General features: G+C 68.6%; 18 protein-coding genes. 9 read left to right on the top strand and 9 right to left on the bottom strand.

All coding sequences use genetic code 11. From position 1 onward, the window contains the following. The first annotated feature begins 80 nt into the window (after positions 1-80). Positions 81-1,133, top strand: a complete 1,053-nt coding sequence (locus F5544_RS19855; protein ID WP_167474566.1) for a Gfo/Idh/MocA family oxidoreductase — start codon at positions 81-83, stop codon at positions 1,131-1,133. 50 nt (positions 1,134-1,183) lie between these two features. Here F5544_RS19855 and F5544_RS19850 read toward each other — a convergent pair whose 3' ends face one another. Both F5544_RS19850 and F5544_RS19845 read right to left on the bottom strand, forming a co-directional pair. Continuing rightward, on the bottom strand, positions 1,184-1,867 hold the full coding sequence (locus tag F5544_RS19850; protein ID WP_167474565.1) for a DUF3558 family protein: 684 nt from the start codon (positions 1,865-1,867) through the stop codon (positions 1,184-1,186). A gap of 135 nt (positions 1,868-2,002) precedes the next feature. Next, positions 2,003-3,388 (bottom strand): FAD-binding oxidoreductase, encoded by a 1,386-nt coding sequence (locus tag F5544_RS19845; protein ID WP_174867370.1) that lies wholly within the window; start codon positions 3,386-3,388, stop codon positions 2,003-2,005. Positions 3,389-3,470: 82 nt separating this feature from the next. Here F5544_RS19845 and F5544_RS19840 point away from each other — a divergent pair, with 82 nt between their 5' ends. Beyond that, complete coding sequence (locus F5544_RS19840; protein ID WP_167474564.1) at positions 3,471-4,256, top strand: M50 family metallopeptidase; 786 nt, start codon at positions 3,471-3,473, stop codon at positions 4,254-4,256. 72 nt (positions 4,257-4,328) lie between these two features. Continuing rightward, positions 4,329-4,907: a pyridoxamine 5'-phosphate oxidase family protein gene (locus tag F5544_RS19835; RefSeq protein WP_167474563.1), complete on the top strand. Its 579-nt coding sequence runs from the start codon at positions 4,329-4,331 to the stop codon at positions 4,905-4,907. Here the strand turns inward: F5544_RS19835 and F5544_RS19830 are convergent, their stop codons facing one another. Both F5544_RS19830 and F5544_RS19820 read right to left on the bottom strand, forming a co-directional pair. Next, positions 4,908-5,426: an MOSC domain-containing protein gene (locus tag F5544_RS19830; protein ID WP_167474562.1), complete on the bottom strand. Its 519-nt coding sequence runs from the start codon at positions 5,424-5,426 to the stop codon at positions 4,908-4,910. 175 nt (positions 5,427-5,601) lie between these two features. After that, complete coding sequence (locus F5544_RS19820) at positions 5,602-6,117, bottom strand: gluconokinase (protein ID WP_428847151.1); 516 nt, start codon at positions 6,115-6,117, stop codon at positions 5,602-5,604. Between the two features lie 76 nt (positions 6,118-6,193). Between F5544_RS19820 and F5544_RS19815 the strand changes: the two genes are divergently transcribed. Together F5544_RS19815 and F5544_RS19810 are read left to right on the top strand one after the other, a co-directional pair. Further along, entirely contained in the window at positions 6,194-7,255 is a 1,062-nt protein-coding gene (locus F5544_RS19815; protein WP_167474560.1) for a threonine aldolase family protein, read from the top strand. 34 nt (positions 7,256-7,289) lie between these two features. After that, complete coding sequence (locus F5544_RS19810; protein ID WP_167474559.1) at positions 7,290-8,828, top strand: glycoside hydrolase family 76 protein; 1,539 nt, start codon at positions 7,290-7,292, stop codon at positions 8,826-8,828. Here the strand turns inward: F5544_RS19810 and F5544_RS19805 are convergent. Further along, positions 8,773-9,693: an LLM class F420-dependent oxidoreductase gene (locus F5544_RS19805; protein WP_167474558.1), complete on the bottom strand. Its 921-nt coding sequence runs from the start codon at positions 9,691-9,693 to the stop codon at positions 8,773-8,775. The two genes, F5544_RS19810 and F5544_RS19805, sit on opposite strands and share 56 nt — an antisense overlap. 61 nt (positions 9,694-9,754) lie before the next feature. Here F5544_RS19805 and F5544_RS19800 point away from each other — a divergent pair, with 61 nt between their 5' ends. From F5544_RS19800 to F5544_RS19790, 3 genes are all read left to right on the top strand, one after another. After that, complete coding sequence (locus tag F5544_RS19800) at positions 9,755-10,630, top strand: dihydrodipicolinate synthase family protein (RefSeq protein WP_167474557.1); 876 nt, start codon at positions 9,755-9,757, stop codon at positions 10,628-10,630. A 114-nt stretch (positions 10,631-10,744) separates the two neighbouring features. Continuing rightward, on the top strand, positions 10,745-11,095 hold the full coding sequence (locus F5544_RS19795) for a YciI family protein (protein WP_167474556.1): 351 nt from the start codon (positions 10,745-10,747) through the stop codon (positions 11,093-11,095). A 3-nt stretch (positions 11,096-11,098) separates the two neighbouring features. Further along, entirely contained in the window at positions 11,099-12,406 is a 1,308-nt protein-coding gene (locus F5544_RS19790) for an RNA polymerase sigma factor (protein WP_167474555.1), read from the top strand. Here the strand turns inward: F5544_RS19790 and F5544_RS19785 are convergent. Both F5544_RS19785 and F5544_RS19780 read right to left on the bottom strand, forming a co-directional pair. Then, positions 12,375-14,399 carry a CocE/NonD family hydrolase gene (locus F5544_RS19785; RefSeq protein WP_167474554.1) on the bottom strand — a complete coding sequence of 675 codons (2,025 nt, stop codon included), beginning with the start codon at positions 14,397-14,399 and terminating at the stop codon, positions 12,375-12,377. The two genes, F5544_RS19790 and F5544_RS19785, sit on opposite strands and share 32 nt — an antisense overlap. Positions 14,400-14,505: 106 nt before the next feature. After that, a complete protein-coding gene (locus tag F5544_RS19780; RefSeq protein ID WP_167474553.1) occupies positions 14,506-14,991 on the bottom strand; it encodes a hypothetical protein in 486 nt (161 codons plus the stop codon). Between the two features lie 166 nt (positions 14,992-15,157). On the opposite strand from F5544_RS19780, the gene F5544_RS19775 reads away from it, so the two are divergent. After that, positions 15,158-16,834, top strand: a complete 1,677-nt coding sequence (locus tag F5544_RS19775) for a serine/threonine-protein kinase (RefSeq protein ID WP_167474552.1) — start codon at positions 15,158-15,160, stop codon at positions 16,832-16,834. Between the two features lie 127 nt (positions 16,835-16,961). Here the strand turns inward: F5544_RS19775 and hutI are convergent, their stop codons facing one another. Together hutI and F5544_RS19765 are read right to left on the bottom strand one after the other, a co-directional pair. Beyond that, a complete protein-coding gene (hutI, locus tag F5544_RS19770) occupies positions 16,962-18,125 on the bottom strand; it encodes an imidazolonepropionase (protein WP_167474551.1) in 1,164 nt (387 codons plus the stop codon). Further along, positions 18,113-19,417, bottom strand: a complete 1,305-nt coding sequence (locus F5544_RS19765) for a formimidoylglutamate deiminase (RefSeq protein ID WP_167474550.1) — start codon at positions 19,415-19,417, stop codon at positions 18,113-18,115. Before F5544_RS19765 ends, hutI begins: the two co-directional genes overlap by 13 nt. Positions 19,418-19,430: the final 13 nt, after the last annotated feature.

Genomic DNA, 19,430 nt, shown 5'->3' with positions numbered 1-19,430 from the left:
GAACCGAACGGTATCGACCGGTCATCATGTTCCGATCACCCCGCGATAACCGGTGATTCGCTTGCCGTAACGTCGGCATTATGCGCACCATCGATGTCGCCATCCTCGGATACGGACTCGCCGGATCGGTTTTCCACGCACCGCTCATCGCCGCGGAACCGCGCATGCGGGTTGCGGCGGTGGTCACCGGGTCGGCCGAGCGGGCCGAGCAGGCGCGGCGCGAACATCCGGGGGTGCGGGTATTCGCCAGTGCCGATGAGCTTTTCGACCGGCCGGACGATATCGATCTGGTGGTCGTCGCGACGCCGAATCGAACGCATGCGCCGCTCGCCGCGCGGGCGCTCGACGCCGGACTGCCGGTGGTGGTGGACAAACCGTTCGCCGTCACCGTCGGCGAGGCCGAGCAGTTGCTGACACGAGCCGAGCGAGCCGGCGTCGCGCTCTCGGTATTCCAGAATCGCCGGTGGGACGGCGACTTCCGGACCGTGCGGTGGCTGCTGGAAAGCGGAAAGCTCGGCGCCGTAACGCGTTTCGAATCCCGTTTCGAACGCTGGCGGCCGATTCCGAAGGGCAGCTGGCGGGAAATGGGCGCGGCCGAGGAGGGGGCCGGGATCCTGTTCGATCTCGGCAGCCATCTCATCGATCAGGCACTGACGCTGTTCGGGCCGGTGCGCACGGTGTATTGCGAAATGGATCGGCGGCGCGACGGAATCCGTTCCGATGACGACACTTTCGTCGCGCTGACGCACGAATCCGGTGTGCGATCACATCTCTGGATGAGCGCGGTGACGCCACAACTCGGGCCGCGCTTCCGGGTTCTGGGTTCCCGATCCGGCTATGTCACATACGGTTTGGACCCGCAGGAGGACGCCCTGCGGGCCGGTCGCCGCCCCGGCGACGGAACACCTTGGGGCACACTGCCTTCCGAACGCTGGGGACAGCTGGGGACCGAACCGGACCCGCAGCCGCTCGAAACCCTGCCCGGCGACTATCCGGCGTTCTACCGCGAAATGGCCGCAGCCCTACTCGATGACGCACCGGTTCCGGTGGATCCGCGGGATGCCGTCGCCGCGCTGCGGGTGCTGGCGGCGGCCCGGCGTTCCGCGGAATCAGGTGCGCTGGTCACGGTCTGAGGCCAACCGAAGATCCTTGCCGCACCGCGCATTCCAGCTATCGGTCCAGGTCAGGGCACATACCCGATGAGGTTATCTGCGGCACGGTGCGCCGTGCCGCACGGTTCGAGGGCCTCGGGCTTCAGATTCCGCACCACGAACAGGACGAGGCCACTGTGTGCCGTCGGAATGCCGATGTAGCAACCGATCTTGTTCGAATCCTGCGACGCACGGAATTGGTAGGCTTCCCGGCCGCTGCCGACCGTCGTCCGGCTGAAACCCGTGTAGCGCCCGTTCTTCAGCATTTCCTGCACCGTCGTCGGGGTGGACAGGATTGTCACCTCATAGTCGCTCAAAGCGTCTTGCCAGGTGCACTGGTACTTGTCCCGCTGCTTGCTGGCGGTACGCAACCCCTGTCTGGTGATATCGGTGTCGGGTATCTCGCACGGATCCCAGAGCGTGACCTCGGGCGCTGCCGTCACAGGCGGCTGAGCAGGCGCGGGCGGCTGCGCGGGCGCCGGAGGCTGAGCGGGCGCCGGTGCGGCCGTTGGGTTCTCGCCCCCGGCGGAAGGGTTCTCGCCACCCGAGGAGGTGTTCGCACCCCCCGCGGATGTGGTCGCGGCGGCCGTGGCCGTCGCCTTCGCACTACTCGAAGTCGGCTGACTGCTCGTCGAACTGCTGCCACAGCCCGCGAACAGCAGCACGGCGCCCACCGCCGCAACCACCCCGCATATCGGCTTCCTTATGCCTGACATCCACGAAAACCCTTCACTGCCACCTGTTTTAGGGACGAACCGCCCCTAGCTATCCGACACTACAGTCAGCCTTGGCGGCTCGGCAATCACGCGGATGCCCCCAAAAGATGGGACAGCGAAGATCTGTCCCCGAGATCAGGCGACCAACCGCAATCGCCGCGCCAGATCCGATACGAACACCCGCTCCGGATCGACGGCGTCACGGATCCGCCGCCACTCGTCCAGCCGCGGATACATCGCCCGGATCAATTCCGGTGTCGCCCGCGACTCCTTCGCGAAGTACAGCCGCCCGCCCGCGGCCAGCACCCGCTCATCCAGCTCGGCGCAGAATTCGTTGAGTCCGGGTTTCAGCGGGAAATCCAGGCTGAGCATGAACCCGGGATGCGGCCACGACAGCGGCGCACGACTGCTCGGACCCATGCGCTTGAACACATTCAGGAACGACCGATGCCCGGAGTTGGCGATCATCCGGACCGCATCGGCCAGCTGGTCCTCCGCGCCGAACGGCATGGAGAACTGATACTGCATGAACCCGCGCCTGCCGTAGGCCCGGTTCCACTCCCCCAGCACATCCAGCGGATGCAGGAACTGCGTGATGTTCTGGATCACCCCGCGCCCCTGTTTGCCAAAGACGCGGTACGCGACCTCACCGCCAATCCGGTTGGTGAAGTTGTTCACGATGCCGCTCGGGATGATGTCCGGCACCGTGAACAGCTGAGGCGCGTTGAACCGCAACGGATCTCGCCGCAGCTTCGCCGGCAGCTGGTCCCGCTTGGCCAGCGATCCCCTGCTGAAACCCGCCCGGCCGAGGCGCGCACCGGTGCTGATCGTGTCCGGGACCGCCACCGAATACTCGTAGCCGTCGTCCGAGCCGCCGGTGAGCAATTCCATTGTCTCGTCGAGGTTTTTCGTGCGATCGCAGTCGACGATGAAGTACGCGGTCTCGGTGTGCTTCATCCGCACCAGCGCGCGCAGGATGATGCCGGTCAGGCCCATGCCGCCGACGGTGGCCCAGAACAGTTCCGCCTCCGGGCCTTCCGGGGTCAGGGTGCGCACGGAACCGTCCGCGGTCAGCAGGTCGAGCGAGACGACGTGATTGCCGAAGCTGCCGTGCGAGTGGTGGTTCTTGCCGTGTATGTCGGCGGCGATCGCGCCGCCGACGGTGACCTGCCTGGTGCCCGGCAGCACCGGGATCCACAGCCCGCTCGGCAGCACCGCCCGCATCAGCGTGTCCAGGCTCACACCGGCGTCGACGTCGACGAGCCCGCTGTCCGGGTCGACGCGGTGGATGCGATCCAGCGCGGTCATATCGACGACGATGCCGCCGCCGTTCTGCGCCGGATCGCCGTAGCTGCGGCCCAGGCCGCGGGCGATGACGCCGCGCGGGCCCGCCGTGCGCACCGTTTCCGCGATGGTGTCGATATCCGGTGTCGACAGGACAGCGGCCACCGTCGGCGCGGTCCGGCTCCAACCGGTCAATCGACGGCGTTCCAGCACCAATCCGGCTCTCTCGGAAGTCATTCCGCCACCGTAGCCGGTTTCGCCGAGCGGCCGGATTCCGCCGGGCCTGCCATGGCGGCCCCGGGACCGCTATGGTGCGGCGGTGGACAGAGCGGAATTCGTCGAGCACGGGACCTCGATCCTGGATCGGCTGACGACGACCCAGACCGCGCCGCCGTGGGGTCTGGTGGCCGCGACCGGCGTCGCGGCGCTGGTACTCGTCGGCTTCAGCCCGGTGTGGCGGGTGATGCGGAATGTGGTGACCATCGCCCACGAGGGCGGGCACGCGTTCATCGCGCTGCTCACCGGGCGCAGGCTCAACAGCATCACCCTGCATTCGGATACCTCCGGGCTGACGGTGTCGAGCGGGAAACCGTACGGGCTCGGCATGATCCTGACGGCCATGGCGGGCTATCCGGCGCCCGCGCTCATCGGGCTCGGTTTCGCCGCGCTGCTCGGCGCGCACCGGATCACCCTCATGCTGTGGGTCACGCTGGTGCTGCTGCTCGCACTGCTGATCAAGGTGCGCAACATCTACGGGCTGTTCACCGTATTCGTGGTCGGCGGCGCGGTTTTCGCGGTCTCCTGGTTCGGCACCGATACGCTGCAGGCCGGATTCGCTTATCTCGGCGCGTGGTTCCTGCTGTTCGCCGGGCTGCGTCCGGTAATCGAATTGCAGCGCACCCGATCTCGGCGCTGGGGCGGCTCCCGAGATTCGGATGCGGATCAATTGGCACGACTCACCCATCTGCCCGGACTGCTGTGGGTGCTGGTGTTCGGGGCGATCGCGTTGGCGGCCTTGGTCTTCGGGGCCGGACTGCTCATCGCCGACGCGGGCGGGGTGTGTATCCCACACGTGTCCAGCGCCGTATGCCCGGCGCCTCGCTGAGAGTTATCTCGCATATTGTGCCGCTGCCGCGTCGGTTAGTCTGAATCCGGTCGAGCGGGACAGGGGTGATCGATGGCGAAGGTATTCACGGAAATCGACGATAAGCTCCGCGAGTTCATCGCGGGGCAATCGATGTTCTTCGTGGCCACCGCGCCCTCCGACGGCGGGCGAGTCAATGTCTCCCCCAAGGGATATCGCGATACTTTCGCGGTGCTCGGCGACCACACCGTCGCCTATCTGGATCTGTTCGGCAGCGGCGCGGAAACCATCGCGCACCTGCGCGATAACGGGCGCATCACGGTGATGTTCTGCTCGTTCACCCGAACATCGCGAATTCTGCGGCTGTTCGGCACCGGACGGGTGGTTCGGCCGGACTCCGCCGAATTCGACCGGCTGCGACCGCATTTCGGTTTACAACATCCGGGAATCCGGGCGGTGATCGTCATCACGGTGGACCGTATCGCCGACTCGTGCGGATACTCGGTGCCCTATCTCGAACTGGTCGACGAACGCCCGGTGCTCGACGCATACCACACCCGGCGCACCGACGACGATTTCGCCAGGCGCATCGGCGGCGACAACGCGGCCAGCATCGACGGCCTGCCCGCACTGGAACCAGACCACCCACTGCCGTCCAGCATCGAGCGCTGATCAGCGCACCAGACGCACCGGATCGCCCTCCGCGATCCGGCCTGGGGTGAGCACCTCGGCCTCCGCGCCGAACGCGGTGTCGTGATACCGCCCGAGCGCGCGCAGCAGCGGCGCTTCCGGTGTCACATCCGCCTGTGGGCGGTCGATCATCACACAGCGCTGCATGCCCGCGCCGACCCGGATGGTCACCTCCGAGCCGATGGCCAGTACCGCACCTATCCAGCCGTCTTCGACGAAACCCGTTCCGTCGGTGTCTATTACGATATTCGCGCGGAATCTGCGGTGGTCCGGCTCCGCATCGCCGATACCCGCGGCGGCGCGCAGGCTCGACGTGGTGACCAGGTGGACGCCGCTCGCGTCGTGATGCGCGATATTCGTCTCGGGCCGCAGCTCCAACGGCTGGCCGAGCGCCCCCGACAGTGCCGCCGACGCCGCGGGGTCCAGCACCGAATAGGCGGCGCCGTCGGGGGCGTGCAGCAGTACGCCATCAGCGGAAACCGTTGAGCGCCAGAGCATCATCCCATCGACCTTGCGGAACCGTCGGGTGGTCTTGCCGCTCGCGATCCCGCCGTCCGCGGTGTATGCGGCCCACCCCGGTCGTGTACGAGACCGCGCGCGTCGACCAGCGTCGCGGTGATGTGCTCTCCCGCGGTCGATTTCACCGGGAAACGGGTGAGCCGGGCCACGCTGCCGATCATCGGCTGGTAACGCCGAGCGCCGCAAGCGCTTCGACGACGACATCACCTGGTGGGCGGTCGGCGTCGATGCTCGCGCCGATCTCGTCGGCGGTCAGCGGCTCCAGCGCGGCCAATTGCGAGTCGAGCAGGCTCGCGGGCATGAAATGCCCGACGCGCGAGTTCAATCGGCGCAGCAGCTCATCGCGCGGCACCTCGAGCTCCAGGAGGAAGAGGTGCGGCGCGGCCGTGCGCAGCCGGTCCCGGTAGCCGTGCTTGAGCGCCGAACAGGTGACGACGCCGCCGCGATCCGCGTGCCCGGCGAGCCAGGCCGCGATGAGATCCAGCCATGGCGCGCGGTCGGCGTCGGTGAGCGGAATACCCGCGGACATCTTCGCCACGTTGGCGGCCGGATGGAAATCGTCGCCCTCGGCGTATTCGACGCCCAACCGCGCCGCCAATTCCTCGCCGACCGTCGTCTTACCCGACCCGGACACCCCCATCACGACAACGAGCGGGTTGGGTAGATCGGTCAACTGGGCTCCTCGGTCGATTTCCGGCTCAGTCTACGGAATTGATCGTGGTCGGCCGCCCCCGCGTACCGTGGCCTGGGTGGAAACCACCGATGCCATCCGCAGACATAATCCCGCCGTACGCGAATTCGCCAGCGACAATTGGGCCGGGGCGCATCCCGAGATACTCGCCGCGCTCGCGCTCGCCAACGGCGGACATCAGCCGCCCTACGGCGCCGACGACTACACGGTCGCGCTGCAACGGATCTTCGCCGGACACTTCGGCGAAACGGCCAGGGCCTATCCGGTTTTCAGCGGCACCGGCGCCAATATCGTTGCGCTGCAGGCGCTGCTGCCGCGCTGGGGTGCGGTGATCACGGCGGAGACCGCGCATATCTTCGGCGACGAGTGCGGCGCCGCCGAAAAAGTGGCCGGTATCAAGGTTTATCCGGTGCCGACCCCGGACGGCAAGCTCACGCCCGAACTCATCGACCGGCAGGCGTGGGGCTGGGGCAACGAGCGTCGCGCCCAGCCGCTGGCCGTATCGATCACCCAGAGCACCGAACAGGGCACCTGCTATACCGCTGAGGAGATCCAGGCGATCTGCGCGCACGCGCACGAGCGCGGCATGCTGGTACACGTCGACGGCGCGCGGCTGGCCAACGCCGCGGCCTCGCTCGGAGTTCCGTTGCGCGCCTTCACCACCGACGCCGGCGTCGATATCGTCTCGTTCGGCGGCACCAAGAACGGCCTGATCCTCGGTGAGGTGGTGCTCGTCCTAGCCGAGCACATTCACGACATCGAATATCTGCGCATGCTCAGCACCCAGCTCGCCTCCAAAATGCGTTTCGTCTCGGTGCAATTCGAGGCGCTGCTCGGCGGCGACCTCTGGCTGCGCAACGCCACCCATGCCAACGCCATGGCCGCCCGGCTCGCGGCTGGAGTACGCGCGATCGACGGTGTCGGCATCGCCAGGCCGGTCGAATCGAACGCCGTCTTCGCGCTCTTGCCCCGGCCGGTCATCGAACGGCTGGGCAAACGTCACCGGTTCCACGTCTGGGACGAGGACACGGGCGAGGTGCGCCTGATGTGTTCGTTCGATACGACACCCGATGACGTCGACGCGTTCGTCGCGGCACTGGACGAGGAGATGCGCAGCTGAATGCCGTTCGCGGCGAACCGATACCGTGTCGGGCGTGATCGGAAGTAAGCGGTGGGGCGCCGTCGGCGTCGTGCTCGCGCTGGCACTGACGACCTACCTTGTGCTGCGGCCGGATTCGGCGCGCGAGCTGGCCGAACGTCTGGTGGGCTGTGTGCGCGGACCCTGCGACGGCGACGATCCCGCGACCGTCGGCGGAACGCGAACCGTCGACCCGCGGGTCCGGGTGTGGTCGCGCACCATCACGCTGCGCACGGCCGACGGCGGTGCGTCGGCGCGCATCGAGAACGGGCAGCCCGGCGATACGGTGTGGCTCGATCGCGGCGGCCCGGAGCGCATCGAGGACGGAAACCTCGGCGCCACAAGCATTTCCGCACCGGACACCGCACAACACACCGGGTACTACCGGTACGCGGGCAGTGCGCTGCGCGCCTGCGGCCGCGCGGGCGACCGGCCGGAGATCCGCTGCACCCGGTGGACCGCGGCGGGCGATCCACCGCCCGATCGGGATATGCGCGCCGTCGACCGGCTGCTGGAGCGCTACGACCACCGGGCCGGGCTCTGGGAGAACGACGCCAGCACCTGGCAGAGCGCGAACGCGCTCACCGCCGTGCTCGGCTACGTGCGCCGCACCGGTGACCGCCAATACCTCGCCTACCTCGACGAGACCTACCGGCACGGCGACGTCGCCCGCATCGGCATCCCCCGCAGGACCGGCTACAACGACGACGAACTGTGGTGGGCCCTGGCCTGGATCCAGGGCTTCGATCTCACCCGCGACCCGCGCTACCTAACTGCCGCGCGGACGATCGTCGACGGTCTCGACGACCAGCGGACCACCTTCTGCGGCGGCGGATTGGCTTGGGCGCGTATCGGAATCGATCCGGACCAGCGCCCGTGGGAGCAGGTGAATACGATCACCAACGCGCTGTACCTGACCGCGACCGCGCGGCTGAGCACCCGCGTCGATCAGCCGGACCGCGCGCGGTATCTGGCCGGGGCCACCGCGGCGTGGAGCTGGTTCGAAACCGCACCGGGCCGCGCTCTGCTCGACCCGTCCGGCCTGGTCGACGACCATCTGCTCCGGTCGGGCGACACCTGCGTCCTCGACGATGAAAACCGCCGGTGGACCTACGACCAGGGCATGCTGATCGACGGATTGGTCGCGCTGTATCAGGCCACCGGCAACGATGCCCCGCGCGCCGCGGCCGACCGGATCGCCGCGGCCGCGACCCGCGACGGCTCGCCGTTCATCCGGGACGGCATCCTCGTCGAGGCCGCCGCCACCGATTGTCCCGGCACCGGCTGCCGCGACGTGGAGACCTTCAAAGGCGTTTTCGTCCGCGCCTACCGGGACCTGCTCGACACCGGCCGCTCCACCGCCGCCACCGCGGAATTCCTTACCCGCCAAGCCGATTCGCTACGCGACCGGGGCGACGAGTACGGATTCCGTTGGCGCGGGCCGGTCGCCGAGGACGACCGGCCCAATTTCGCGACCCAGGCGGCGGCCGTCGACGCCCTCACAGCTGCGATTGCACCTGGCTCGCAACGAGTTCCAGATGAGCCAGGTCGGTGAGATCGAGCACCTGGAGATAGATGCGGGCGGATCCGGCCTCGGCGTAGCGGCCGATCTTGTCCACCACCTCGGCCGGGGATCCGGCCAGGCCGTTGGTCTTCAGCTCGTCGACCTCGCGCCCGATGGCGGCCGCGCGGCGCGCCACCTCGGCGTCGTTCGCACCGACGCAGACGACGAGGGCGTTCGAGTAGATCATGTCGTCGGCGGGGCGGCCCGCCTTCGCCACCGCGGCGCGCACCTGGTCGAACCGCTGCGCGCTGTCCTCGACCGAGGCGAACGGCACATTGAATTCACTGGCGTACCGCGCCGCGAGCCGGGGCGTGCGCACCGCACCGGTGCCGCCGATCACCACCGGAATGCGCTCCTGCGCGGGTTTGGGCAGCGCGGGCGAATCGGTGAGCTGGTAGTGCTTGCCGTCGAAGTTGAACTTGTCGCCCTCCTTGGTCGCCCACAGTCCGGTGATGATGGCCAGCTGCTCCTCGAACCTGGCGAATTTGTCATCCGGGAACGGGATGCCGTATGCCGTGTGCTCCTCGGCGAACCAGCCGCTGCCGAGGCCGAATTCCACACGGCCACCGGACATCTGGTCCACCTGCGCGACCTGGATGGCCAGCGGGCCCGGCAGCCGGAAGGTGGCGGCGGTGACCAGCGTGCCCAGCCGGATCCGTTTCGTCTCCCTGGCCAGGCCGGCCAGCGTGATCCAGGCGTCGGTGGGGCCGGGCAGCCCGTCGACGCCGCCCATCGCCAGGTAGTGGTCGGACCGGAAGAACGCGTCGAACTCGAATTCCTCGGCCGCCTTGGCCACGCTCAGCAACGTCTCGTAGCTCGCGCCCTGCTGTGGTTCGGTGAAGATGCGCAAATCCATACCGACCATCCTGCCCGAACGCGCCGTCGCGGGATGATCGGGGCGAGGAATGGAGATCTCGATGACCATGTTGTCCGGCGTTGTCGCCTACCCGGTAACACCTTTCACCGAATCCGGCGCCGTCGCCGAGAACGTGCTGCGTCACCTGCTCGACCGCCTGATCGACGCCGGGGTCGACGCGATCGCGCCGCTCGGCAGCACCGGTGAAAGCGCCTACCTGGACGATCAGGAGTGGCGCCGGGTCGCCGCGATCTGCGTCGAGCAGGTGGCGGGCCGGGTGCCGATCGTGGTCGGCGCGTCCGAGCTGAGCACCGCCGCCACCGTCGAACGCGCCCGGCTGGCCGAGCGGCTGGGCGCCAGCGCGCTCATGGTGTTGCCGATCGCCTACTGGAAGCTGACCGAACCCGAACTGCGCCAGCATTTTTCGGCGGTCGCCGGGGCGGTGTCGCTGCCGGTGATGGCATACAACAATCCGGCGACCTCCGGCATCGATATGTCGCCGGAATTCCTGGTCGAGCTGGTCGAGCAGGTGGACAACATCACCATGATCAAGGAATCCAGCGGCGATATCGCGCGGATGTACCGCATCGCCGAGCTCGGCGGCGGCGCGGTGGCGTTCTTCAACGGCAGCAATCGGCTGGTGCAGCAGGCCTTTCAGGCCGGTGCGGCCGGATGGTGCACGGCCGCACCGGGTTTGGCGCCGGAGGCGGTGGTGCGGCTGTGGCGGCTGTTCCGCTCGGGCGATGCCGGGGCCGCCGAACTCTTCGAGCGGTTGCATCCGCTCTTCGCGGCCATGTCGCGGGGCGGGCTGCCCCGCACGGTGAAGGCCGGACTGCGCGAGCTCGGCATCGATGCGGGCGACCCGCGGCCACCGCTGCTGCCGCTGGCGGCCGACGCCCGGCGCGAGCTCGCCCAGTTGCTCGCGGTGGCGAATTGAGCGCCCAGAAAAATCTTTTGTCCCGATGTCGATTTCCGGATCACCCGTTCGATGCGTTGAGGTGAGGGCCGACCGGCCCGCGACAAATACCGAGGAAAACCGGAGGATGTTCCGATGCGCTACCTGATGCTGATCAAGCTCGACCCGACCACCGCGCCCGAACCGGACGAGAAGCTGATCGCCGAGGTCACCCGGGTGCTCGAGGAGATGACCAAGGCGGGAGTGCTGCTCGACACGGCCGGACTGCGCCCGATCGAAGAGGCCGTCCGGATCGAGCAATCCGGCGGCAAACAGACGGTGCTCGACGGCCCGTTCACCGAATCCAAGGAGATCATCGGCGGCTACAGCCTGCTGCAGGTCAAATCCAAGGAGGAGGCGGTCGAGTGGTCCTCGCGCTTCCTCGACATCCACGGACCGGAATGGACCGTCGCGGTGGAAATCCGCCAGGTGGACGAGCAGGGCTGACGCATGACCGAGCGGTCGCCCGGACATGCGCGGCGCGCCGCCGAGGCGGCATCGCGGATGGAGTGGCCCCGGCTGGTCGCCGGGCTCACCCGGATCGTCGGCGATATCGACACCGCCGAGGAGCTCGCGCAGGACGCCCTGGTCGCCGCCCTCGAGCAGTGGCCGAACGAGGGCGTGCCGCCGAATCCGGGCGGCTGGCTCATGCTCACCGCGAAGCACCGGGCGATCGACCGGCTGCGCAGGCGCGGCACCTTGGCGCGCAAGCTCGCGCTGCTCGGTCACGAACTGCTGACCGAGCGGCGCGCCGACCCGGAGCTGCCCGCCGGACTCGATCCGGATCAGGCCATCGAGGACGATCTGCTGCGGCTTGTGTTCACCGCCTGCCATCCGGCGCTCGCCCCGCCTGCCCGGGTGGCGCTGACGCTGCGGCTGCTCGGCGGCCTGACCACCGAGGAGATCGCCCGCGCCTTCCTGGTGGCGGAATCGACTGTGGCACAACGCATCGTTCGGGCCAAGCGGACCATCGCCGCCAAGGGCATCCCGTACGAGGTGCCGCACGGCGCCGCGCTCACCGAACGCCTCGACTCGGTGCTCGAGGTGGTCTACCTGATCTTCAACGAGGGTTATTCCGCTACGACGGGCGATGATTGGTTGCGCGTCGACCTGTGCGAGGACGCGCTGCGGCTGGCCCGCATGGTGGCACAGTTGCTGCCGGACGAGCCGGAGACGCATGGGCTCGCCGCGCTGCTCGAGCTGCAGGCGTCACGGGCGCGAGCGCGAAACGGGTTGGGCAAGAACCTGATTCTGCTCGATCAGCAGGACCGGTCGCGCTGGGACCGGCTGCTCATCCGGCGCGGTTTCGCCGCGCTGGCCCGCTCCCATACCGCCGCGCGCACCCGTGGCGTGCCCCCGGGACGGTACGCGCTGCAGGCCGGCATCGCCGCCGTGCACGCCATGGCGCCGAGCGCGGAGGCGACCGACTGGCGGCGCATCGCCGGACTGTATGCCGTTCTCGCACAACGTTTTCCGTCGCCGGTCGTGGAGCTGAACCGGGCGGTCGCGGTGAGCATGGTGCACGGACCGGCCGCCGGCCTCGAGCTGGTGGCGGCCGCCGCGGCGAACGGCGCGCTGGACGGCTACCACCTGCTGCACGCGGTGCGCGGCGACCTGCTCGCCCGGGCCGGACGGCCGCGCGAGGCCGCGGCGGAATTCATTCGCGCCGCGGAACTCACCGCCAACAATGCCGAGCGGGCGCTGCTGCTGGAGCGGGCCGCCGCCGCTAGACGACCGGGTGGTCGGTCGGCAGGTTGAGGAAGCTGGGCGCGTCCGGATCCAGCAGCAGATGTTGCGGTTTCAGCTCGGTGTTGTTCAGCATCGGCCGAAATGCCATGGATTTCGGGGAGTTTCCGGCGAAGACGTCCACCCGGAGTCGATGACCCGGCCGCAGCACGGCCTGGGTCGGGATGACGGCGATGTCCAGGGTCACCGGTTGTCCGGGCGGCACGGGCAGCATGCTGTCCACGGTGATCGGGTTGTACGGCGCGGTGTAGTCGCCGTTATCCGATTTCAGGCTCAGCCGATCGTCGACCGCACGCAGCGACGAGGTCAGCTGGCCGGTGCTCAATACCGCCGAAACACCGTCCGGCGCCACGTCGTTCACCGTGACGCTCCAATATCCGTCGGTGGCGTCGTGCATCGTGTTCAGGTGCAGGTTGATCGGGCCGGAAATCACCGTCGGCTCGGTGACCGCGGGCCCGGTGAAGGTCAGCCCGCCGCGTTCGGCGATCCGGGAATCCTTGGCACACATATCGATTGCCGCGGTGATACCGGCCGAGCCCTGCGCGGCGTCGCGCGAGCAGGCGGTGGTGAGGCCCGGCGCCACCGTCAGCGTGCTCGCCGCACCCGGCTTGTCACCGGAAAGCGAACCGTCGTAACCGCTTTCGGCGGCGGTACCGCTCGCGGCCGCGGTCAGGTACACCCGGCGGTGCGTGACGCCCGGTTCCGGGAAGCGCGGCAACCCCTTCCAGTCGCCGCCCTGCTCGTGCACCGTCACCGGACCGAAATCGCCGATGCCGTTGTCGATATCCTTGAGCCACTTGTCGAACCAGGCCCGCTGCAGCACGTCGAGCCGCGGCGGCGCGTCACCGGCTCCGGTGCCCGCGCCCGGATTCGCGTGGTAGGTGTCGCCCACCACCAGCTGTTTGCGCCCGGCGGGCAATGGAATCGCGTTGTAGAGCTTGGTCGCGCTGTTGGCGAAGATATCGTGCCAACCGCCGTATACGAAGGTGGGCACGGTGATTCGCTCCGGATGTCCGAGGATCGCCTGCCGGAAATCGCTGGTCGCGTCCAGCGCCGCGGCGAGCGCCGACGGCAGCTCGTCCAGCGACGGGGTGAGCAGCGCCTCGGTGAGCAGATCGTAATTCGTTGTCGGATCGGCCATCCGGGCCGAAAGCCAGGACCAGTCGAAGCTGCCGTCGAACATCGACCGCACATCGGGCAGCATCTTCAGCTGGTTCACGTTGTTGAGCCACAGCGGCAGGAAGGTGGTGCCGATACCGCCGCCCGGTGCGACCACATCGCGCATCAGGTCGCTGCCCGGCTCCACCGGGAAGATGGCTTTCAGTGCGGCAGGGGCGTTTTCGGCCGCGCGCAACTGGTTGATCCCGGCATAGGATCCGCCGCTCATGGCCAGCTTACCGTTGGACCACGGCTGCGCGGCCGCCCAGTCCAGCACCTCCCTGGTGTCCTGTTGCTCGCGCGCGCCCAGCGTATCCCAAGCGCCCTGGGAGAATCCGGTACCGCGCACATCCGCGACCACCTCGGTGTATCCGCTGCGGATCAGGTTGCGGTCCACGCCGAGTACGGTCTGCACGGTGCCGCCGTCGAGCGCGTGCAACAGATCGCCGAATCCGCTGAACGGCGTGCCGGACAGGTTGATCCGGTGCACCAGATCCATGACGAGCGGCCGCAGATTCGGCGCGGCGAGCGCCGAATCGATCAGGTTCGTCATGAGTTTGGTGTACGGGGTGAGGTTGACGATGGTGGGCAGCGGACGGCCCTCGATCGCGCCGGACTCGTCGATCGGCCGATACACGTTGGCCTTCAACACGATTCCGTCGCTCATCCGGATCGGGACATCCCAGTCGATGTGCACGTCGGGATACTGTTGCGCCCCGTCGTGCGCGGCCGTCCACTGCCCCGCCCTGTCCCGCACCGTCGAATCCTGCGATGCCGCGGGGCCGACCGCGTATCCGGCCAGCACCACGACGAGCACCGCAAGCACCGCACCACGCCTCGAAGCCATGGTCCTCCTCGACCACTCCGCCGCCAGTAGGTAATTCGAGCTCGGCACGAGAAGATAGCAATCTTCTTGCTATCGCTGGAGGTGGGGTGATTTTCAGATACAGCGATCAGGCGGCGTCGCAGATCGCGCCGATCTTGTCGAACTGATCGCCGGTGGCGGCCGTGCCGAATTTCATCAGGGCGTCCTTCAGTTCATCGGTGGTGGTGGCGTGTACAACGGCGTCACCCAGCTTGGCGATGGACTCCAACCCGTTCTTCACCGTCGCGTCGTCGGCGACGCCGGAGGACTTGCGGATCCGAGCGGTGAAGCTCTGGTAGTAGGCCTGGACCGCCTCGTAGTTGCCCGCCGCCGCCTCGGACTTGATCTCGTCCTGCTTACCCGCCAAGTCCTTGAACGCCGCCTCCGAATCGGTGCACGCCTGCTTGGTGCCCGCGGATTTCGCGGCATTGGCCGGTGCGCTCGCCGGCGCGGCCTTGGCCGAGGTCGCCGCGCTGGTGGTGGGTGCCGCGGTCTTGCTGTCGGACTTCCCCGAGCAGGCCCCGACACCGAGCACCGCGACCGCCGCCACCGCAACCACGAACATCCGCTTCATGAACAATCCCTTTCCCTCGCGTTCCGCCTCTCGGAACGTCTCGCGCAACAGCATCTCGGGTCGTCCATGAGAAAACCGTGATGTTGCCGGGCGGCCGGTCACTAGGTGGATCGGCGGGCGGGTCGGTAGCCTTCCACTGTTCGGTGCGAAGGGAGTTCGGTGCGCGATGCGACCACTCGGGGCGGATGATCCGGTGCGGATCGGCGACTATCGGCTACTCGGACTGCTCGGCGTCGGCGGCATGGGCCGGGTGTACCTGGGCCGCAATGCCGGCGGGCGCACCGTGGCGGTGAAGGTGGTGCGGCCGGAGTTGGTCGCCGACGCGCAATCGCGGGAGCGCTTCCGGCGCGAGGTCGCGGCGGCGCGGCTGGTCGGCGGGCAGTTCACCGCACCCGTGCTCGACGCCGACGTCGACGCCGAACCGCCTTGGCTGGCAACGGGTTACGTAGCCGGGCTGTCGCTCTCCGACGCGGTGGAGGGGTTCGGCGTCTTCGGCGAATCGACGCTGCTGGTGCTCGCCCGCGGGTTGCTGGAGGCACTCGTCGCGGTCCATTCGGCCGGTATCGTGCACCGCGATCTGAAACCGTCGAATGTGTTGCTGGCCATCGACGGGCCCAAGGTGATCGATTTCGGCATCGCCCGCGCCGTCACCGACGCCGCGCTCACCACCACCGGAAAGGTCATCGGCTCACCGGGATTCATGTGTCCCGAGCAGATCACCGGTCAACCCGTCGGCCCGGCGGGCGACCTGTTCTCCTTCGCCGGTGTGCTGGTATTCGCGGCCAGTGGGCACGGTCCGTTCGGCACCGCCGAAACCATGCAGCTGATGTGGCGGGTGATGTACGAGGATCCCCGCCTCGAACAGCTCCCCGACCGGCTGCGCCCGATGGTGGCCGCCTGCCTCGCCAAGGACCCCGAAAACCGGCCCACCACAAAGGAATTACTCGACGACCTCGGCCGCCTCGACATCCCCGACGCCGCGGGCTGGCTCCCCGGCCCGGTCGTCGAGGAGGTCGGCCGCCGCGCCATCCGACTGCTCGACCTCGATTCCGGCCCGCACCCCACCACCGAACCCGAAGCGGCACAACCGGATTCGTCCCGGATCGCGCCGACCCAGCGGAGCGTTCCCATCGCCGCGCCACAGCGCGTTACGGGTTGGCCGGACTCGAATCCGGTGGAGTCTCGATCCGACACCGGCACACCGGGTTTCCACACCACGCTCGGTTCGATCAACCAGTATCCGCCCAGCCGACCTCAACCTTCGGACCAACCCGCATCCCCACCCGCTGCACCCCATTCGGCCCGACTCCGGGCCGCCGTGATCGCCGGTGCCGCCGTGGTGGCGGCAGCCGTCGCCGTGGCCGCCTTCGTGGTCGGCTCTCATTTGACGGGCGGTTCGTCTGCCGGTTCCACCAGCACTGCGACTCAGGCGCCCGGAACCACCGCGGCGCCGGTCACCGCCGCCGCGTCATCGCCTGCGGGACAACCGGTTCAATCGGTACCGCAAGCCTTTGTCGGCGAATGGAAAGGCACCGCCAGCGACGCATTGGCGGTCTTCGACATCGTGCTCACGGTTCGGGACGGCAATGTCGGCGCGGAGGTCGCAACATCGTCCAACACCGGCCACCTGTCCGGCGCGAAATGCGAACGCGCCGAGACGCTCACCGCCGCCACCGAGCGCCAACTCAGCTTCACGGCGAGACTGACCGGCGGGCTCCGTGGTGCGTTCGGCTGCCACGACGAGGGTGAGACGTCGACGGTCGTCCTACAGCCCGACGGCTCGCTGGCCTATACCACCGCAGGTGGCGTCGGCGACATTAGAGGCACGCTCCAGAAAAGCTAGCCCGGAAGTCCAGCCACGTCCCGAACTCGCGCCCGAGAAATGCCGACACGATTTAATTGCCGCGCTCGACGTCGAGGATCACCCCGTCGTACTGCCCTCCCTTGCAAAAGCTGACTCCGGTCGCGGATCACTCGACGGTAGGCCCGAAATCCTTCAGCCGCTCACCTTTTCGCCAGACGGCGATGGTCAGCGGCACACCGGGCCGGTACGCGAGATGCGTGACCGAGGGGGCGGCGAGCACTTGCAGATCCGCGCGCGCCCCCACCTCGACAACGCCGACGTCGGTGCGGCGCAGGGCTTTCGCGCCACCGGCGGTGGCGGCGTACACGGCTTCGGCGACGGACAGGCCCATTTGGAGTACGGCGGTGGCGACGCAGTAGGCCATGGAGGTGGTGTAGGAGCTGCCCGGGTTGGCGTTGGTGGCGAGCGCGACCGTCGCACCCGCGTCGAGCAGGGCGCGGGCGGGGGCCAGCGGCTGGTGGGTGGACAGGTCGCAGGCGGGCAGCACGGTGGCGACGGTGTCCGAACCGGCCAGCGCCTCGATATCGGCGTCGGTGAGGTGGGTGCAGTGGTCGACGCTTGCGGCGTTGTGCCGCACGGCGAGTTGTACGCCGGCCCCCGGCCCGAGCTGATTGCCGTGTACGCGCAGGCCGAGCCCGCTCGCGGCGGCGGCGCGCAGCACCCGCTCGGATTGTCCGGCGTCGAACGCGCCGACCTCACAGAACACGTCCGCCCAGCGCACGAAAGGCCTTACGGCGTCGAGCATTTCACCGCAGACGAGGTCGATGTAGGCATCCGCGTCCATACCGTCGGGCACCAGGTGCGCGCCGAGATAGGTGACCTCGTCGGCCAGTTCGGCGGCGATGCGGGCCAAACGCAGTTCGCCCGGAACATCGAGCCCGTAGCCGGTTTTGGTTTCCAGGCAGGTGGTGCCCTGCCTGCGCGCCTCGGCGACATGCCGGGCCAGATTCGCCGAAAGCGTCGCATCGCTCGCGGCGCGGGTCGCGGCGACGGTGACCGCGATACCGCCCGCGCGATACGGCTGCCCAGACATCCTGGCTTCGAATTCGGCGGTCCGATCACCCCCGAAGACGAGGTGGGTGTGGCTGTCCACCCAGCCGGGTAGCACCGCCCGGCCGCCGACGTCCACCCGCTCGTCGGCCGCGGGCGCGGCCTGCGCGGGCCCGATCCAGGCGATGCGCTCCCCGTCGAGCACCACGGCGGCGTCGTGCAGCGGGCCGCCCTCGGTATTCGTGGTCAGTTCGCCGATTCCGGTGATCAGGATTGCCACAGCGCCCGAATCTCCTCTCGCAGTACGGATTCCGTATCCGGTATGAGCAAATGCCTGCCGCCGGAGACGATCTGGCGGCCCGCGACGAACACCTCGCGGATATCGCTCGCGGTGGCCGCGAACAGCGCCGCCGCCGGTTCGGCGCCGACGGTGCGGACGGATTCCAGGTCGACGGTCACCAGGTCCGCCGCGGCGCCGCCCTCGATCCGCCCGGCCTCCGGCCAGCCGATCGAGCCGTGTGCCGTTGCGGCGCCGTACAACTCGTCGAGCGCGAAGCGGCCGCGGGCGTGCCCGGCCAGCCGGTCGTCGAGTTCGAGCGCCCGCCACTCCTCGAAACCGTCGACGATCGCGTGGCTGTCGCTGCCGAGGCACAGCCGCACGCCAGCACTGGCCAATTCCCTTGCCGGACCGATACCGTCGCCCAGATCGCGTTCGGTGGTCGGACAGAAACACACCCGAGTCGCGGTGCCCGCGAGCAACCGGATATCCGGCCTGGTGACGTGGGTGGCGTGCACGGCGACGGTGTCCGGCCCGAGGAAGCCCTCCTCGGAGAGCAGCGCGGTCGGCGTACGGCCGTGCGCCACAAGGCAATCCCGGTTCTCGGCGGGCTGTTCGGAGAGATGGACGTGGGTGGGGCGGCCCGCACCCTGTTCGGCGACGACGCGCAGCGCGCCGGTGGGCACCGCGCGCACCGAATGCGCGGCCACGCCGGTGCGGACCAGTTCCTGTTCGGGTTTGAAGCCCGCCGCGCGTTCGGCCCACGCGCCGACATCGCCGTCGCTGAACCGCAGCTGCTCCGCATTCAGTTCGCGCCCGAAACCGCCCGCGAGATAACAGGTGTCGAGCACAGTGAGGCGGATGCCCGCGTCTTCGGCGGCCGCCACGAGCGCGGCGCCCATGGCGTTCGGGTCGTCGTAGCGCACGCCACCCGGCGCGTGGTGCAGGTAGTGGAATTCGCCGACGCTGGTGTATCCGGCCAGCACCATCTCGGCGTACACGCCGCGGGCCAGCCGGTAGTACGAGTCCGGATCCAGCCGTGCGGCCACCCGGTACATCTGCTCGCGCCAGGTCCAGAAATCGCCGCGCCCGCCCTGGGTGCGGCCGCGCAACGCCCGGTGGAACGCGTGCGAATGCGCATTCGCGAAACCGGGAACGGTCAAGCCGCGCAGCACCTTTCCGGATTTCTCGGTGCCAACGGCGACCGACCGGATCGACGCTCCGGCGATATCGATGGTCACCGCCTCGGCCACTCCGGTCGGCAGCCAGGCGTATTCGGCCCAGTAGACGGTCATCGGCCCCACTCCC

It is taken from the genome of Nocardia arthritidis (genome assembly GCF_011801145.1).
In the GTDB taxonomy this organism is placed as follows: Bacteria; Actinomycetota; Actinomycetes; order Mycobacteriales; family Mycobacteriaceae; genus Nocardia; species Nocardia arthritidis_A.
This window is presented reverse-complemented; position numbering and strand designations above follow the sequence as displayed.

Excerpts from the sequence above, each read along its gene's own strand:
- F5544_RS19855 (WP_167474566.1), top strand. The coding sequence starts at position 81 with ATGCGCACCATCGATGTCGCCATCCTCGGATACGGACTCGCCGGATCG.
- F5544_RS19785 (WP_167474554.1), bottom strand. The coding sequence starts at position 14,399 with ATGGCTTCGAGGCGTGGTGCGGTGCTTGCGGTGCTCGTCGTGGTGCTG.
- F5544_RS19780 (WP_167474553.1), bottom strand. The coding sequence starts at position 14,991 with ATGAAGCGGATGTTCGTGGTTGCGGTGGCGGCGGTCGCGGTGCTCGGT.
- F5544_RS19845 (WP_174867370.1), bottom strand. The coding sequence starts at position 3,388 with ATGACTTCCGAGAGAGCCGGATTGGTGCTGGAACGCCGTCGATTGACC.
- F5544_RS19800 (WP_167474557.1), top strand. The coding sequence starts at position 9,755 with ATGACCATGTTGTCCGGCGTTGTCGCCTACCCGGTAACACCTTTCACC.
- F5544_RS19830 (WP_167474562.1), bottom strand. The coding sequence starts at position 5,426 with ATGATGCTCTGGCGCTCAACGGTTTCCGCTGATGGCGTACTGCTGCAC.
- F5544_RS19790 (WP_167474555.1), top strand. The coding sequence starts at position 11,099 with ATGACCGAGCGGTCGCCCGGACATGCGCGGCGCGCCGCCGAGGCGGCA.
- F5544_RS19795 (WP_167474556.1), top strand. The coding sequence starts at position 10,745 with ATGCGCTACCTGATGCTGATCAAGCTCGACCCGACCACCGCGCCCGAA.
- F5544_RS19850 (WP_167474565.1), bottom strand. The coding sequence starts at position 1,867 with ATGTCAGGCATAAGGAAGCCGATATGCGGGGTGGTTGCGGCGGTGGGC.
- F5544_RS19805 (WP_167474558.1), bottom strand. The coding sequence starts at position 9,693 with ATGGATTTGCGCATCTTCACCGAACCACAGCAGGGCGCGAGCTACGAG.
- F5544_RS19765 (WP_167474550.1), bottom strand. The coding sequence starts at position 19,417 with ATGACCGTCTACTGGGCCGAATACGCCTGGCTGCCGACCGGAGTGGCC.
- F5544_RS19835 (WP_167474563.1), top strand. The coding sequence starts at position 4,329 with ATGGCGAAGGTATTCACGGAAATCGACGATAAGCTCCGCGAGTTCATC.
- F5544_RS19775 (WP_167474552.1), top strand. The coding sequence starts at position 15,158 with ATGCGACCACTCGGGGCGGATGATCCGGTGCGGATCGGCGACTATCGG.